Annotated in this window: 12 protein-coding genes and 1 tRNA gene; 5 read left to right on the top strand and 8 right to left on the bottom strand. The window is 64.2% G+C overall.

All coding sequences use genetic code 11. From position 1 onward, the window contains the following. Nucleotides 1-109: 109 nt before the first annotated feature. Nucleotides 110-1,399 carry an NAD(P)/FAD-dependent oxidoreductase gene (locus AC3G2C_RS11160; RefSeq protein WP_488384675.1) on the top strand — a complete coding sequence of 430 codons (1,290 nt, stop codon included), beginning with the start codon at nucleotides 110-112 and terminating at the stop codon, nucleotides 1,397-1,399. Next, entirely contained in the window at nucleotides 1,396-1,740 is a 345-nt protein-coding gene (locus tag AC3G2C_RS11155; protein ID WP_488384674.1) for a tRNA-binding protein, read from the top strand. Before AC3G2C_RS11160 ends, AC3G2C_RS11155 begins: the two co-directional genes overlap by 4 nt. Here the strand turns inward: AC3G2C_RS11155 and AC3G2C_RS11150 are convergent, their stop codons facing one another. Next, the gene (locus AC3G2C_RS11150; protein WP_488384673.1) at nucleotides 1,741-3,018 is read right to left on the bottom strand and encodes an MFS transporter; all 1,278 of its coding nucleotides are present in this window, start codon (nucleotides 3,016-3,018) and stop codon (nucleotides 1,741-1,743) included. A 70-nt stretch (nucleotides 3,019-3,088) separates the two neighbouring features. Between AC3G2C_RS11150 and AC3G2C_RS11145 the strand changes: the two genes are divergently transcribed. Continuing rightward, entirely contained in the window at nucleotides 3,089-3,700 is a 612-nt protein-coding gene (locus tag AC3G2C_RS11145; protein ID WP_488384672.1) for a TetR/AcrR family transcriptional regulator, read from the top strand. A 7-nt stretch (nucleotides 3,701-3,707) separates the two neighbouring features. On the opposite strand, the gene AC3G2C_RS11140 is transcribed toward AC3G2C_RS11145, so the two are convergent. Together AC3G2C_RS11140 and AC3G2C_RS11135 are read right to left on the bottom strand one after the other, a co-directional pair. Continuing rightward, a complete protein-coding gene (locus AC3G2C_RS11140) occupies nucleotides 3,708-4,655 on the bottom strand; it encodes an MBL fold metallo-hydrolase (protein WP_488384671.1) in 948 nt (315 codons plus the stop codon). Between the two features lie 107 nt (nucleotides 4,656-4,762). Continuing rightward, entirely contained in the window at nucleotides 4,763-5,464 is a 702-nt protein-coding gene (locus AC3G2C_RS11135; RefSeq protein ID WP_488384670.1) for a pirin family protein, read from the bottom strand. 268 nt (nucleotides 5,465-5,732) lie between these two features. Here AC3G2C_RS11135 and AC3G2C_RS11130 point away from each other — a divergent pair. Next, nucleotides 5,733-5,808, top strand: a tRNA-Gly gene (locus AC3G2C_RS11130). Between the two features lie 137 nt (nucleotides 5,809-5,945). Here AC3G2C_RS11130 and cycA read toward each other — a convergent pair. From cycA to AC3G2C_RS11115, 3 genes are all read right to left on the bottom strand, one after another. Then, nucleotides 5,946-7,358, bottom strand: coding sequence for a D-serine/D-alanine/glycine transporter (gene cycA / locus AC3G2C_RS11125; protein WP_488384669.1), 1,413 nt, complete (start codon nucleotides 7,356-7,358; stop codon nucleotides 5,946-5,948). A 77-nt stretch (nucleotides 7,359-7,435) separates the two neighbouring features. Continuing rightward, nucleotides 7,436-8,173: a 2OG-Fe(II) oxygenase gene (locus AC3G2C_RS11120; RefSeq protein WP_488384668.1), complete on the bottom strand. Its 738-nt coding sequence runs from the start codon at nucleotides 8,171-8,173 to the stop codon at nucleotides 7,436-7,438. An 89-nt stretch (nucleotides 8,174-8,262) separates the two neighbouring features. Further along, the gene (locus AC3G2C_RS11115) at nucleotides 8,263-8,808 is read right to left on the bottom strand and encodes a DUF2058 domain-containing protein (RefSeq protein ID WP_488384667.1); all 546 of its coding nucleotides are present in this window, start codon (nucleotides 8,806-8,808) and stop codon (nucleotides 8,263-8,265) included. 84 nt (nucleotides 8,809-8,892) lie between these two features. Here AC3G2C_RS11115 and AC3G2C_RS11110 point away from each other — a divergent pair, with 84 nt between their 5' ends. After that, the gene (locus AC3G2C_RS11110) at nucleotides 8,893-9,327 is read left to right on the top strand and encodes a YidH family protein (RefSeq protein WP_488384666.1); all 435 of its coding nucleotides are present in this window, start codon (nucleotides 8,893-8,895) and stop codon (nucleotides 9,325-9,327) included. 214 nt (nucleotides 9,328-9,541) lie between these two features. On the opposite strand, the gene AC3G2C_RS11105 is transcribed toward AC3G2C_RS11110, so the two are convergent. Together AC3G2C_RS11105 and AC3G2C_RS11100 are read right to left on the bottom strand one after the other, a co-directional pair. Further along, nucleotides 9,542-10,750: an acetyl-CoA C-acyltransferase gene (locus AC3G2C_RS11105; RefSeq protein WP_488384665.1), complete on the bottom strand. Its 1,209-nt coding sequence runs from the start codon at nucleotides 10,748-10,750 to the stop codon at nucleotides 9,542-9,544. Nucleotides 10,751-10,891: 141 nt separating this feature from the next. Beyond that, entirely contained in the window at nucleotides 10,892-13,279 is a 2,388-nt protein-coding gene (locus AC3G2C_RS11100; protein WP_488384664.1) for a 3-hydroxyacyl-CoA dehydrogenase/enoyl-CoA hydratase family protein, read from the bottom strand. Between the last annotated feature and the right edge of the window lie 59 nt (nucleotides 13,280-13,338).

Here is a 13,338-nt window from a genome sequence, read left to right as displayed (position 1 = left end):
AGCCAGATGGAAAGCCGCCCACGTTGCCGCGCGACGTTCAGCAGTGCCAAGCGTCCGCCCCTCTGGAGTATGCTTGCGGGCCACACCACGACCTGAGCACGCTCCTGGCATGACCTTGTCCTCGGTTGCCTCTTATTACCGCGCCACGGCTACGGCCTACGAGGCGTTCGAGCCGCTGCAGGGCATCAACGATGCCAAGGTGGTGATCATCGGCGGGGGCTTTGCCGGATTGCACACTGCGCTTGAGCTGGCGGAGCAAGGCATACGCGACGTGGTGCTGGTGGAGTGCGAGCAGATTGGGTTCGGTGCGTCGGGGCGCAATGGCGGGTTTGTATTTGCAGGCTACTCGCTGGGCGAACAGGCGCTGCTTGATCAGCGCGGTGCCGATCATGCGCGTGCGTTGTTCCAATTGACCACGGACGGTGTGCAGCGTATTCGCCACCTAGCCTCTCATTACCGCATTCCCTGCGACGTCGTGGACGAGGGTGTGATCTGGGCCAACTGGTTTCGAGATCCGGCCGTCTTGCGCGGGCGGCAAACGCTATTGGCCGAACGCTATGGCGTGGCATGGGAGTGGTTACCTCAGGCGCAATTGCGGCAACGCATTCATACCACGCGCTACTTCGACGGCCTTTATGAGCGCAACGCGCTGCATTTGCATCCACTCAACTTCGCCATTGGACTGGCGAAGGCCGCTGCCTCACAAGGTGTTCGTGTGCACGAGCAATCCCGTGTCACCGGTTTGCAGCGTGATGCAGGAGGTTGGCGCGTGGAAACGAGCCAAGGTAGCGTGCGAGCGGAGCAGGTGGTGCTCGCTTGTGGTGGCTACCTGGCTGGATTGCGCAAAGAAGTCGATCGAGCGATTTTACCCATCGCCACCTACATCATGGTGACCGAACCGCTGGGTGATCGTTTGCACGAATGCCTGGAAACCCAATCGGCTGTCTACGATACGCGCTTCGCTTTCGACTACTACCGCCCATTGCCAGATACGCGCCTGCTTTGGGGTGGGCGCATCTCCGTGCGTGACCGCTCGCCCGCAGGCGTGCAAGCGCTACTGCGCGACGATCTTGCCAAGGTGTTTCCGCAACTCAAGGGTGTACAGGTCGACTACGCATGGTCGGGCCTGATGAGTTACGCCCGCCACCAGATGCCGCAGATCGGCAGCAGTGGCGATGGCCTGTGGTGGGCGCAGGCGTTTGGTGGCCATGGTCTTGCGCCCACGTGCGCGGCGGGCGGCTTGCTGGCGTCCGCTATCGCGCAGGGTGACCAGCGCTGGAAGCAATTTGCGGACTATGGCCTCGACCGCACATATCGCCCGTTTGGCTACCTGGGTGCACAGGCAAGTTATTGGTGGCAGCAAGGCAAGGACTGGTTCAAGACGAGGCTGGAAGGATGAGCGAATCCATCGAACCCATTACCTGGGCGGATTTTGAAAAGGTGCTGATGGTGGTCGGCACGGTGACGCGCGTGGAGCCGTTTCCCGAAGCCCGCAAGCCCGCGTGGAAAGTATGGGCGGATTTCGGACCCTACGGCGAAAAGAAAACCAGCGCCCAAATCGCCACGCTCTACCAGGCCGATGACCTGCTTGGGCGTCAGATCGTTGGCGTGATCAACTTTCCCGAAAAGCAGATTGGACCGTTTCGATCACAGTTTCTGCTTACCGGGTTTCCCACCGACGATGGCGTGGTGCTGACAGCTGTGGAGCGACGCGTGCCCAATGGCACGCGCCTGGCGTGATCAGCGCGCCGCTACCGCGATGGTGGCTGTCGCGCCGTTTCGCCGGATCAGCATGGCCAGCGCGGCGGCGATGAGTCCACTGACGCCCGCCATGACGAAGGGTTGCAGGTAGTCACCATTCTGCGTGCGTAGAAAGCCCGCCATGAACGCGGCGCTTGCGGCACCGATCTGATGGCCGGCGGCCACCCAGCCGAATACCACCGGAGCATCGCGGTCGCCAAAGGTCTCGGTAGCCAGCTTCAGTGTGGGTGGCACCGTGGCGATCCAGTCCAGGCCATAGAACATGCCGAACAGCGACAGGCTGGCGAGTGAGAAATCGGAGTAGGGCAGCCAGATCAGCGATAGGCCACGAAGCCCGTAATAGACAAAGAGCAACTTGCGCGGGTCGTAACGATCCGTCAGCCAGCCGGAGAGCGTGGTGCCCACCAGGTCGAATGCGCCCATCATGGCCAGCAGGCCGGCGGCGCGTACCTCGGGAATACCGTGGTCGCCGCACATGGCGATGAAGTGGGTGCCGATCAGCCCGTTGGTGGTGAGGCCGCAAATGAAGAAGGTGGCAAACAGGAACCAGAACGTACGCTGCCGCGAGGCGCTGGCTAGCGTGCCCAGGGCGATGCCCAATAGATTGCGGCGCGGAGCTTCTGGCGCGTGTTCCTCGGTGGCGCCATAGGGGCGCAGGCCGATATCCGCCGGACGCTCGGGCAGCAACCACCAGGCGAGGGGGATCAGCGCGGCGCAGGCGCCGGCCACGGTCCACACCACCGGCCGCCAACCGCCGTGTTCAGCGATGGCGGCGAGCGCGGGGAGGAACGCCAACGTGCCGGTGGCGGTACTGGCCGTGAGCAGTCCCATCATCAAGCCGCGATGCGTGACGAACCACCGATTGACCACCGTGGCGCCAAGCACCACCGCCACACAACCCGAGCCCAGGCCGGATAACAAGCCCCAAGTGACCAGCAAGTGCCACGGTTGAGTCATCCAGGCGCTGGCGGCAATGGCGACCGTCATCAGGGCCAGCGCACCGATCAAGGTGCGGCGAATGCCGACCGCCTGCATGAGCGCCGCGGCGAACGGCCCGACCAAGCCGTACAGAAAGATGCCCAGCGCGGCAGAGAGCGAGATGGTGTCGCGGCTCCAGCCGAAGGCCTTGCCCAAGGGCAGGATCAGCACGCCGGGTGCGGCGCGTACGCCGGCGGCGGCAAGCAGGGCGAGAAAGATCACGCCGGCAACGACGAAGGCGTACTTCTGGCCGAAGGGGCGGGTGCGCGGTATAGTCATGTTACCGACCGGTACGTGGTGTCGGCAGATCATACGTACCGATCGGTAACATCGTCAACCGTGTGCCGTCATGACCCGCAAACAACCTGTCAGCCCGCCATCGTCCGCACCATCCGCAACCGCGCCCAAGGCGGCCGAGCGTATCCGCCAGAGCGCGCGCGAGCTGTTCTATCAGGAGGGCATCCGCGCCATTGGCGTGGAGGAAATCGTCAGTCGTGCCGGCGTGACCAAGCCCAGCCTCTATCGCAGCTATGCCTCCAAGGACGAACTTGCGGCTGAATACCTGCGGGATTACGAAGAAGCGTTCTGGGCCTGCTTCGAGGCCGGCAAGGCCGATCATCCGCAGGATGTGCGCGCCCAGTTGCTGAGTTACCTGCAGGGCCTGGCGGCGCGCGCGACGCGCACGGGCTATCGTGGCTGCGGCCTCACCAATGCGGTGGTGGAATACCCCGGTGACGAACACCCTGCCCGCAAGGTGGCCGAGACGCACAAGCGCAAGTTGCGCGCGCGTCTGGTGGAGATGTCCAAGGCGATGGGCGCCAAGGACCCGGCGACCCTCGCCGATGGCCTGCTGTTGTTGCTGGAGGGCACGTATGCCTCGGGCCAGCTGTTTGGGCGGCAAGGGCCTGCACGCTCACTGGTGACGGTGGCCGAGCAGTTGATCGACGCTGCTTGCCGCTAGTCGATATTCAGCGCGGTGCACGCTGCTGGCTGTCCAGCCACACGCTCAGGCCCTGGGCGTTCAGCTCGATATCCATGCCAAGAAGTTCCAGCAAGGTGTCACGGCCACCAGACCAACCGTGCGCGGTAGCGCGGGCGGCATAGAGTTCGGCGAGGTCGCGCTTCATGGCGTCGTGCCGTGCCGCGGATTCGTCATGCGCGCGCATGGCGGCTTGTGCGATGTCCACCATCGCATCGATCTGCACGTGCAGGTCATCAGCGAGCTTGGCCACGCCTTCCACGCGACCGTAGTGCGTCAGGTACATGGCTTGTGGGGCCAGCGCGACAAGGCGCCGAATCGAGGCATGCAGTGCCGGCGGATCAAATTGCACCGGCGTGCTGGTGGGCACGATGAACGGCCCTTGCGCCGTGTCGAATTCGCGATAGGACAAACCGAACGTGTCGCCCGTAAAGCAAACGGCGCTGCGCGGATCGTGGATCGCCATGTGATGTCGCGCATGACCTGGTGTGTCCAGACATTGCAGGGCGCGCCCGGCAAGGTCCACGACATGGCCGTCTGGCGCCTCCACCACGCGCGATGGATCGACGGGCCGCAGGCGACCGTAGCTGCGCTGCATCACTTCTTCACCGTAGACGGCGGTGGCGCCTGCCCAGAGTTGGCTGGGATCGATCATGTGGCGCGCGCCGCGTGGATGCACCACCAGTCGCGCGCTTGGCAAGTGCGCCATCAACTCACCGGCGCCGCCGGCGTGATCCAGGTGTACGTGGGTGAGAATGAGCCAGTCGACGTCAGCCGGACTCAAGCCGTTCTGTGTGAGCGCGTCAAGCATGCGCGGCACGGAGTGGTTGGTGCCGCAATCGATGAAAGCGCCGCGTCCGTTCTCCACCAGCAAATACGCCGCATCGAAATGGGGCCGTACAAAACCGGTATCGATCGTGTGGATGCCATCGTTCATGAGCCAACTCCCGACCAGGACTGGCGGAAGATTAGCAAGTACGGTGGCGCCGGGCTTTCCCGTGCCGTGAATGGGACACGCGACGCCTATCGCGTGCCCCGTTGCTGTTACGGTTCGGCATCCACCAGCACGAGTTCGGCGTCTTCGAGCGCCGTTACCTTCACGCTGGTTTCGTTGCGAATAGCCACGCCATCACGCGCATCGACCTCCACGCCATTCACCGTCACCTTGCCCTTGGCGGGCACGAGATAGGCAAAGCGGTCGGCGCCTAGCGTGTACTCGGCCGATTCGCCCGCCTTGAGCGACGCGCCGAGCACGCGCGCATCGGTGCGCAAGGGCAGGGCGTCGGTGTCCTCCGCGTAGCCGCTGGCGAGGGCCACGAAGCGCCCCGAACGATCGCCGACCGGGAACGGCTTGGTGCCCCATGACGGCGGATTGCCGTGCTGGTTGGGGATGATCCAGATCTGAAAGATGCGGGTGGTGTCCTGCTCCAGGTTGTACTCCGCGTGGGTGATGCCGGTGCCGGCGCTCATCACCTGCACATCGCCGGCCACGGTGCGGCCCTTGTTGCCCAGGCTGTCCTGATGGGTGATCGCACCCTCGCGCACATAGGTGATGATCTCCATGTCGCCATGGGGATGCGGCGGAAAGCCGGTCTGCGGGGCGATGGTGTCGTCGTTCCATACGCGCAGCGCACCCCAGCCCATGCGGCCGCCGTCGTGGTAGTTGGCAAAGGAAAAGTGATGCTTGGCATCGAGCCAGCCGTGGTTGGCTCCACCCAGCGAAGCGAAAGGACGACGTTCGATCATGAGGCTCTCCTTCTAAGCGTTCGCGCCGTTTGGCGCCTTGCACCAATGTATGGCGGCGCGCGGGCGACTCCAATCACCGCGCAAGGAACGGACTGTTGCGTTAACGGCCCTGATCGACGCCACCGTGGCGGGTCGCCCGCGATGCGCCCGTGAAGGCTGCTGCGGTGCCATTTCCCCCTACTAACCCCTGGGATTACGTCGAGTTGCAAAAAATTCTTCCCAGACTCTTCACAAATGGAAATGTTCTGCTATTATTTCTTGCTCCAGCGCGGGAATAGCTCAGTTGGTAGAGCACGACCTTGCCAAGGTCGGGGTCGCGAGTTCGAGTCTCGTTTCCCGCTCCAAGTTCGATGTGCAAGTCCAACCTTGCACGAAAAAAAGAGGCCTTCAGGCCTCTTTTTTTATGTCCGTTTTTTGTGTGCATGCTTGGGCCCCGGGCCCGAAAGGCCGTTGCGCCGCCTGGCGACGCAACGGTGCGTTCTCAGTGGGTTTCCTTGCGGTGCTCGATGGCCTGCTTGCGATAGAACGGGTAGCAGGCCGCCAGGGCAAGGAACCACGCGGGCGCATAAATCAGGCCGGTGAGCGTGTCTTCCTTCTGCGCGAACACCCAGAGCACAAACGCGAAGAAGGCCAGCACCAGCCAGCACATCACTACGCCGCCCGGCATCTTGAAAATGGAACGGGCGTGGCGTTCCGGATGCAATTTCCGGTAGCGCATGTAGGCAATCATGATCAGCGACCACACGAAGATGAAGCAGATGCTGGAGATCGTGGTGACGATGGTGAAGGCCTTCATGATGTCGCCTTCCTGGTAGAGCAGGAACACGCCGATGAAGAGCAGCAGGCAGGAGTAGCCCAGGCCGTTGGCCGGCACATTGTTGCGGCTGAGCTTGGCGAAGGGGCGCGGGCCAAGCTTGCCGGCCGAGAGGCCATAGAGCATACGGCCGGTCGAATAGATGCCGCTGTTGGCCGAGGACGTCGCCGAGGTGAGCACCACGAAGTTGATCAGTGTGGCCGCGATCGGAATGCCGATCAGCATGAACAGGTTCACGAACGGACTCTTGTCCGGCGCCACCTGGCTCCACGGCGTCACGGTCATGATCACCAGCAAGGCCAGGATATAGAACACGATCACGCGTATGGGGATGGAGTTGATCGCCTTGGGCAAGGTGCGCTCCGGGTCCTTGGCCTCGGCCGAGGCGGTGCCTACCAGCTCGATGCCCACGAAGGCGAAAACGGCGATCTGGAAAGCAGCGAGGAACCCGGCGCCGCCGTGCGGGAACCAGCCGCCATCGGCCCACAGGTTGGACACGGCCGCCTTGGCACCCGAGGGCGAGGTAAAGCCGATGCCGATCAGCACCAGGCCCACAGCGATCAGGGACACGATGGCGACGATCTTGATCAGCGCAAACCAGAATTCCAGTTCGCCGAACAGCTTCACCGTCAGCAGGTTCAAGCCCAGCAGCAACGAAATGCACAGCGTGCCGGGCAGCCACAAGGGCACCCCGGGCACCCAGAACTGGATATAACCGGTGATGGCGACGACGTCCGCAATGCCGGTGACCACCCAGCAGAACCAATAGGTCCAGCCGGTAAAGAAGCCGGCACAGGGGCCGAGCAGGTCGTAGTTGAAGTCGACGAACGACTTGTAGTGCAGGTTGGAGAGCAGCAGCTCGCCCATGGCGCGCATCATGAAGAAGAGCACGCTGCCGATGATGGCGTAGGCGAAGATGACGGATGGGCCGGCCAGGCTGATGGTCTTGCCCGAGCCCATGAACAGGCCGGTGCCGATGGCGCCACCAATGGCGATCAGCTGCAGGTGGCGGTTGTGCAGATTGCGCTGGAGATGGTGCTCGGCACCATCGGGCGCAACGGTGGGTTCGTGGTTCTGCATCGGCGGTCCGGTCCCCTCGGAGGCATGACGAAAGGGCCATCCTAAAGGATTTCTCGATGGACCAGCCGGCGAGAAGGTTATTGTGCGTCGTGGAAGATGATGCCCAGCGTATGGCGCTGGCCGTCGCGCACTCGGCTGACGCCGTGGCGCAGGGTGACCCTATAGGTGCCACGCGTTCCGCTGACGGGGCGCTGGTTGACCGCGAAGATCACCGCATCGCCCTGGCGAAGCGGAACCACCTCGACGCGGGACTGCATGCGTGGACGCTGCTCAGTCAGTACGAACTCGCCGCCGCTAAAGTCCGCGCCAGGCTCGGACAGCAAGATGGCAACCTGTAGCGGAAACACGTGCTCACCGTACAAATCCTGATGGAGGCGGTTGTAGTCGCCAGCGCCGTACTGGAGTAGCAGCGGCGTAGGGCGTCGTTGACCGGCCTCGTGGCAGCGTGTGAGGAAGCTCGTGTGCTCTGGCGGATAGCGCACGTCAATGCCCATACGTGCATTCCAGTCGTTGGCTATCTCCGCTAGAGGCGGATAGAGCGCATTGCGCAATGCCTGCACGGAAGCGGGCAGGGGGTAGCGAAAATACTTGTACTCGCCGAGGCCGAAGCCGTGCCGCCCCATGACCACGCGGCTGCGATAAAGGGCATCGTCGCCATAGCTGTTAGCGATGTCGCGACAGGCTTGCGGATCCAGCAGGCCTGGCATGATGCCGTAGCCGCGCGCGTCGAGGTCGTTGAGGATGCCGGCCCAGTCGGCCGTTGCGGCCCGCCATGCAAGGGCCTGGTCTTCAGTGTCGCGTTGGCGTGCATGCATCGTGTCGGAGTCCGCTGCCCGAAAACTCCAGGCTAGTGGTCGACCCCGCTCAGGACACTCCGCTTCTTGCGATCAGCCCGATGGCAGAATCACCAGACCAGGTCGTCCGGCACCTTGAATTGGTCCTGGTTGTAGAAGTCGTCGTCCTCGCCGGATGGCGCGTCATCCGAGGGCTTGCCGTGATCCAGCACGATGATGGACGCATCGCGTTCGCGGATCTTGCTGGCCGCGGGGCGGGGCAGCAACTCGTAGTGCTCGCCCGCGCGCACGATGACCAGGGCGCCTTTGGCGAGCTGCGTGCGCAGCGACTCGTTCACCAGGATGCTGTGGATGGCCTCGCCGTCGCTGAAGCGGTAGCTGATCTCGCCTTCGCGCTTGACCTTGTTGGCATCGATGATCTGGCGCACCTGCGCGGCGAGCTCGCGTGCCTGGGCCTGGGCGTTGCGTTCGGCGGCGATCGCGCGGTCGCGCTCGGCCTTTTCCGCCTGCAGGCGTTGGGTGTCGATTTTTTCTTCGGGCGTGACCGTGGGCGCCTTGCCTTGGCGCTGCTTGGCCTGGTCGCGCGCGATCTGGTCCACCTTGCCCTTCTTGGCGAGGCCGGCCTTGAGTAGTTGTTCCTGGAGGGGGTTGCGCATGCGAAGGTCCATAAAGCGTGACTGGTGATTGTAGCGCCGTTCCGTCATCGTCTCCCTGGCGGCTCAGCGTCGGCGAGACCGGGCATGGCATCATGGCCGCGCCAGGGCGATGACGCCCGCGGGAAAGGACCGGCCGTGATACCGAACTTCTCCGATCATTCCGCCAACGAACGCACGTACCTAGCTTGGGTGCGCACGGCCATTTCGGTGATGGCCTTCGGGTTCCTACTCGAACGCTTCGACATCTTTCTGCTGTTCGCCACACGTGCCAGCGAACGCGTGACCGAGGGGCTCCACACGCGAGCCTCGCAATGGCTGGGCTTGGGCCTGCTGTTGGTAGGCGCCCTGATGATCGTTGGTGCCACGTTGCGTTTCTATCGCAATCGGCGCGCGATCGAATCGGCAACGTCATCGACGTACGGCGACTCCTGGGTGGCACGCGCGATGGCCGTGCTGCTCGTGCTGATGGCGATCTTCCTGACGGTGTACGTGGCCAGGCAGATCGCGGCGTTGAGCTGACGGGCGCGAGCCTTGCCACGGCCCTTGCCGTCGCTGCTGTGAAGGCGTGAATGCCTTGCGCGCATGGTATCGGGTGAGGTGGGATGCCAATAGCACATCTCTTTGCTGGTTTGACGGCCCTTCTCGCTCCGGAGGCACGAAACGCGGGTAGGGTATCGACATAGAAAAGGCGCCGTGTTGCCACGGCGCCTTTCTGACTTCGGCTGATGCTAGATCAGAGCGCTTCGAACACGCCTGCCGCGCCCATGCCGGTGCCGATGCACATGGTCACCATGCCGTACTTCTGCTTGCGGCGGCGCATGCCGTGCAGCAGGGTCGCGGCGCGGACCGCGCCGGTGGCGCCCAGCGGGTGGCCCAGGGCGATGGCGCCGCCCAGCGGATTCACCTTGGACGGATCAAGGCCAAGGTCGCCGATGACGGCCAGGGCCTGCGCGGCGAAGGCTTCGTTGAGCTCGATCCAGTCCAGCTGATCCTGGGTCAGGCCGACCTGCTTGAGGGCCTTGGGGATGGCTTCCTTAGGGCCGATGCCCATCACTTCCGGCTTCACGCCCGCCACCGAGTAGCCGACGAAGCGGCCGATCGGGGTGAGGTTGAACTCCTTGATCGCCTTTTCACTGGCCAGCAGCAGGGCGCCGGCGCCGTCGGACATCTGCGAGGAGTTGCCGGCCGTCACGCTGCCGCCGAACTTGTCGTTGCGGAACACGGTGCGCAGCTTGGACAGCACTTCCAGCGTGGTGCCGGCGCGCGGGCCTTCGTCGGTGTCGATCAGGCGGCTGTCGGTCTTGATGCCGCGCGTGGCCAGGTCGGGGTAATGGTCATCGAGCTGGAACGGGGTGATTTCGTCCTTGAACTCGCCCGCGGCAATGGCGGCGAGCGCGCGGCGATGGCTTTCCACTGCAAACGCGTCCTGCGCCTCGCGGCTCACCTTCCACTGCTCGGACACCTTTTCGGCGGTGATGCCCATGCCGTAGGCAATGGCGACATCTTCCTTGTTGGCGAAGATGGCGGGGTTCATCGCCACCTTGTGACCCATCATCGGCACCATGCTCATGCTTTCGGTGCCCGCGGCGATCATCAGGTCGGCCACGCCAAGCTGGATGCGGTCGGCGGCCATGGCAATGGCCTGCACGCCGGACGAACAGAAGCGGTTGATGGTGACGCCCGGCACGGTATACGGCAGGCCGGCGAGCAGCGCGCCAATGCGCGCCACGTTCATGCCTTGCTCGGCTTCGGGCATGGCGCAACCGACGATCACGTCTTCGATGCGATGCGGATCGATGCCCGGCGCCTGCGCCATCACGGCGCGGATCACGTGGGCGAGCATGTCATCCGGACGGGTGTTGCGGAACACGCCGCGCGGCGCCTTGCCGACCGGCGTGCGGGTGGCGGCGACGATGTAGGCGTCTTGCACTTGCTTGGTCATGGTTTTGCTCCGTGGCGTCGCGCTCATCAGCGGCGACGCACCTTGGTTTTGATCGTCATCCCTGCGCAAGCAGGGATCCAGTGTCGTTGGCGTAAAGCGAAAGTCGCTGGGTCCCTGCTTGCGCGGGGACGACGAGCCTCATCAGTTACGCAGCGGCTTACCGGTGGTCATGGTGTGCGCGATACGAGCCTGGGTCTTCTCGGTCTTGGCCAGTTCCACGAAGTGCTGGCGTTCGAGCTGGAGCAGCCACTCTTCGTCCACCAGCGAACCGCGTTCGATCTTGCCGCCACACAGGGTGTCGGCAATGCGCGTGGCGATGGCGACGTCATGCGGCGAGGCGAAATAGCCCTCGGCCAAGTTGGCGAGCGACGCCTGGAACGTTGCGGTGCCCACGTCGCCGGCGACCGGGATGTTGCGATTCATCATCGGCGGGCGCCAGCCGCTTTCGGCCAGCGAAAGGGCGACCTTCTTGGCCACGTACAGCAACTCGTAGGCGTTGAACACCACGATGTCGCTGTCGCGCAGCAGGCCCAGCTGCTTGGCTTCCATGGCGCTGCCGGACACCTTGGCCATCGCAATCGTCTCGAACACCTTCTTCAGCGATTCGAAGGGGTCTTCCGGGTTGGCCTTGGCGGCGCGGATGGCCAACTCATGCAGGCCACCACCGGCCGGCAGCAGGCCCACGCCGGCCTCGACCAGGCCGATGTAGCTTTCCAGGGCGGCCACGGTGCGAGCCGAGTGCATCTGGAACTCGCAGCCGCCGCCCAGGGCGAGGCCGCGCACGGCGGACACCACCGGCACCAGCGAATGCTTGATGCGCATGCTGGTGGCCTGGAAGTTGGCGACCATCTTCTCGAAGTCGTCGAACTTGCCGGCCTGCAGCAGGCCCAGCGCACCCTTGAGATCGGCGCCGGCCGAGAACGGCTCACCGGTCTGCCAGATCACTACGGCCTTGAGCTGCTGCTCGGCGACATCGATCGCTTGCTGCACGCCATTGAGCACGTGGTCGTTGACCGTGTTCATCTTGGTCTTGAACGAGATGATGCCCACGCCGTCATCGCCCAGCGTCCACAGGCGCACGCCGTCGTTCTCCCACACCGTGGTGCCCTGGTCGAACTTCTCGCCCAGGATCGGATCGGGGAACAGCTGGCGCTGGTACACCGGGTGCTGCGAGCGCGGCTTGTCGGCATTGGCGCTGGCCGAGTACGAGCCATGCTTGCCGTGCACGCCAGTGCGGCCGTCGGTGACCCAGGCCGGCAGCGGGGCGCTGCTCATGGCCTTGCCGGCGGCGATGTCTTCGGCGATCCAACCGGCCACCTGCTGCCAGCCGGCAGCCTGCCAGGTCTCGAACGGGCCGAGCTTCCAGCCGTAGCCCCAGCGGATAGCAAAGTCGACGTCGCGCGCGGTATCGGCGATGTCGGCCAGGTGATAGGCGCTGTAGTGGAACAGGTCGCGGAAGGTCGCCCACAGGAACTGGGCCTGCGGGTCAGCCGAGGCGCGCAGCTTGCCGAACTTCTCGGCCGGGTCCTTGATGGCGAGGATGGCGGCCACTTCCTCCGAAGCCTTCTGCTCGGAGAGGCGGTAATCCTGCTTGGCCACATCCAGCACCACGATGTCCTTGCCGGCCTTGCGGTAGAAGCCCGCGCCGGTCTTCTGGCCCAGCGCACCCTTTTCGATCAGGGCGGAGAGCCATGCCGGCGCCTTGAAGTACGGATGCCACGGATCGTCGGCCAGGGTGTCGGCCATGGTCTTGATCACGTGCGCCATGGTGTCCAGGCCCACCACGTCCGCGGTGCGGTAGGTGGCGCTCTTGGGGCGACCCACGGCCGGACCGGTCAGCGCGTCGACGGTGTCGAAGCCCAGGCCGAACTGCTGGGTGTGGTGCATGGTGGCGAGCATCGAGAACACGCCGATGCGGTTGCCGATGAAGTTCGGCGTGTCCTTGGCGTACACCACGCCCTTGCCGAGCGCCGTGGTGAGGAACGCCTCCAGGCCTTCCAGCACGTTCTTGTCGGTCAACTTGGTCGGGATCAGTTCGACCAGGTGCATGTAACGCGGCGGGTTGAAGAAGTGCACGCCGCTGAAGCGGTGGCGCATCTCTTCCGGCAGGGCCTCGGCCAGGCCATTGATCGACAGGCCCGAGGTATTGGACGCGATCACGGCGGTGGGCGACAGGTGCGAAGCGATCTTCTTGTAGAGATCCAGCTTCCAGTCCATGCGCTCGGCGATGGCCTCGATCACTAGGTCCACGTCCTTGAGGTGATCGAGGTCTTCGTCGTAGTTGGCGGGGATGATGGCCGCGCCGATGGTCTTGTCGGCCAGCGGGGCCGGCGACAGTTTCTGCAGGTTGGCGATGGCCTTCAGGGCGATGCCGCTCTTGGGGCCTTCCTTCGCGGCCAGGTCGAACAGCACGGTTTCGACACCGGCGTTGGTCAGGTGTGCGGCGATCTGCGCGCCCATGACGCCAGCGCCGAGCACCGCTGCCTTGCGGATCCGTAGCGCTGCCTTGGGGGTGGATGGAGCAGTCATTGTTTTCTCCGTAGTGCGAGACGCGTGAAGGTGAATCGATCGGCCGTTGCCGGCCGGGA

This window comes from Frateuria sp. sgz306004, assembly GCF_057750885.1.
The sequence above is the reverse complement of the archived record's forward strand: the minus strand, read 5'-3'. Positions and strand labels throughout refer to the sequence as shown.

Coding starts and splice junctions, on each gene's coding strand:
- AC3G2C_RS11160 (WP_488384675.1), top strand. CDS start 110: ATGACCTTGTCCTCGGTTGCCTCTTATTACCGCGCCACGGCTACGGCC.
- AC3G2C_RS11155 (WP_488384674.1), top strand. CDS start 1,396: ATGAGCGAATCCATCGAACCCATTACCTGGGCGGATTTTGAAAAGGTG.
- AC3G2C_RS11150 (WP_488384673.1), bottom strand. CDS start 3,018: ATGACTATACCGCGCACCCGCCCCTTCGGCCAGAAGTACGCCTTCGTC.
- AC3G2C_RS11145 (WP_488384672.1), top strand. CDS start 3,089: ATGACCCGCAAACAACCTGTCAGCCCGCCATCGTCCGCACCATCCGCA.
- AC3G2C_RS11140 (WP_488384671.1), bottom strand. CDS start 4,655: ATGAACGATGGCATCCACACGATCGATACCGGTTTTGTACGGCCCCAT.
- AC3G2C_RS11135 (WP_488384670.1), bottom strand. CDS start 5,464: ATGATCGAACGTCGTCCTTTCGCTTCGCTGGGTGGAGCCAACCACGGC.
- cycA (WP_488384669.1), bottom strand. CDS start 7,358: ATGCAGAACCACGAACCCACCGTTGCGCCCGATGGTGCCGAGCACCAT.
- AC3G2C_RS11120 (WP_488384668.1), bottom strand. CDS start 8,173: ATGCATGCACGCCAACGCGACACTGAAGACCAGGCCCTTGCATGGCGG.
- AC3G2C_RS11115 (WP_488384667.1), bottom strand. CDS start 8,808: ATGCGCAACCCCCTCCAGGAACAACTACTCAAGGCCGGCCTCGCCAAG.
- AC3G2C_RS11110 (WP_488384666.1), top strand. CDS start 8,893: ATGGCATCATGGCCGCGCCAGGGCGATGACGCCCGCGGGAAAGGACCG.
- AC3G2C_RS11105 (WP_488384665.1), bottom strand. CDS start 10,750: ATGACCAAGCAAGTGCAAGACGCCTACATCGTCGCCGCCACCCGCACG.
- AC3G2C_RS11100 (WP_488384664.1), bottom strand. CDS start 13,279: ATGACTGCTCCATCCACCCCCAAGGCAGCGCTACGGATCCGCAAGGCA.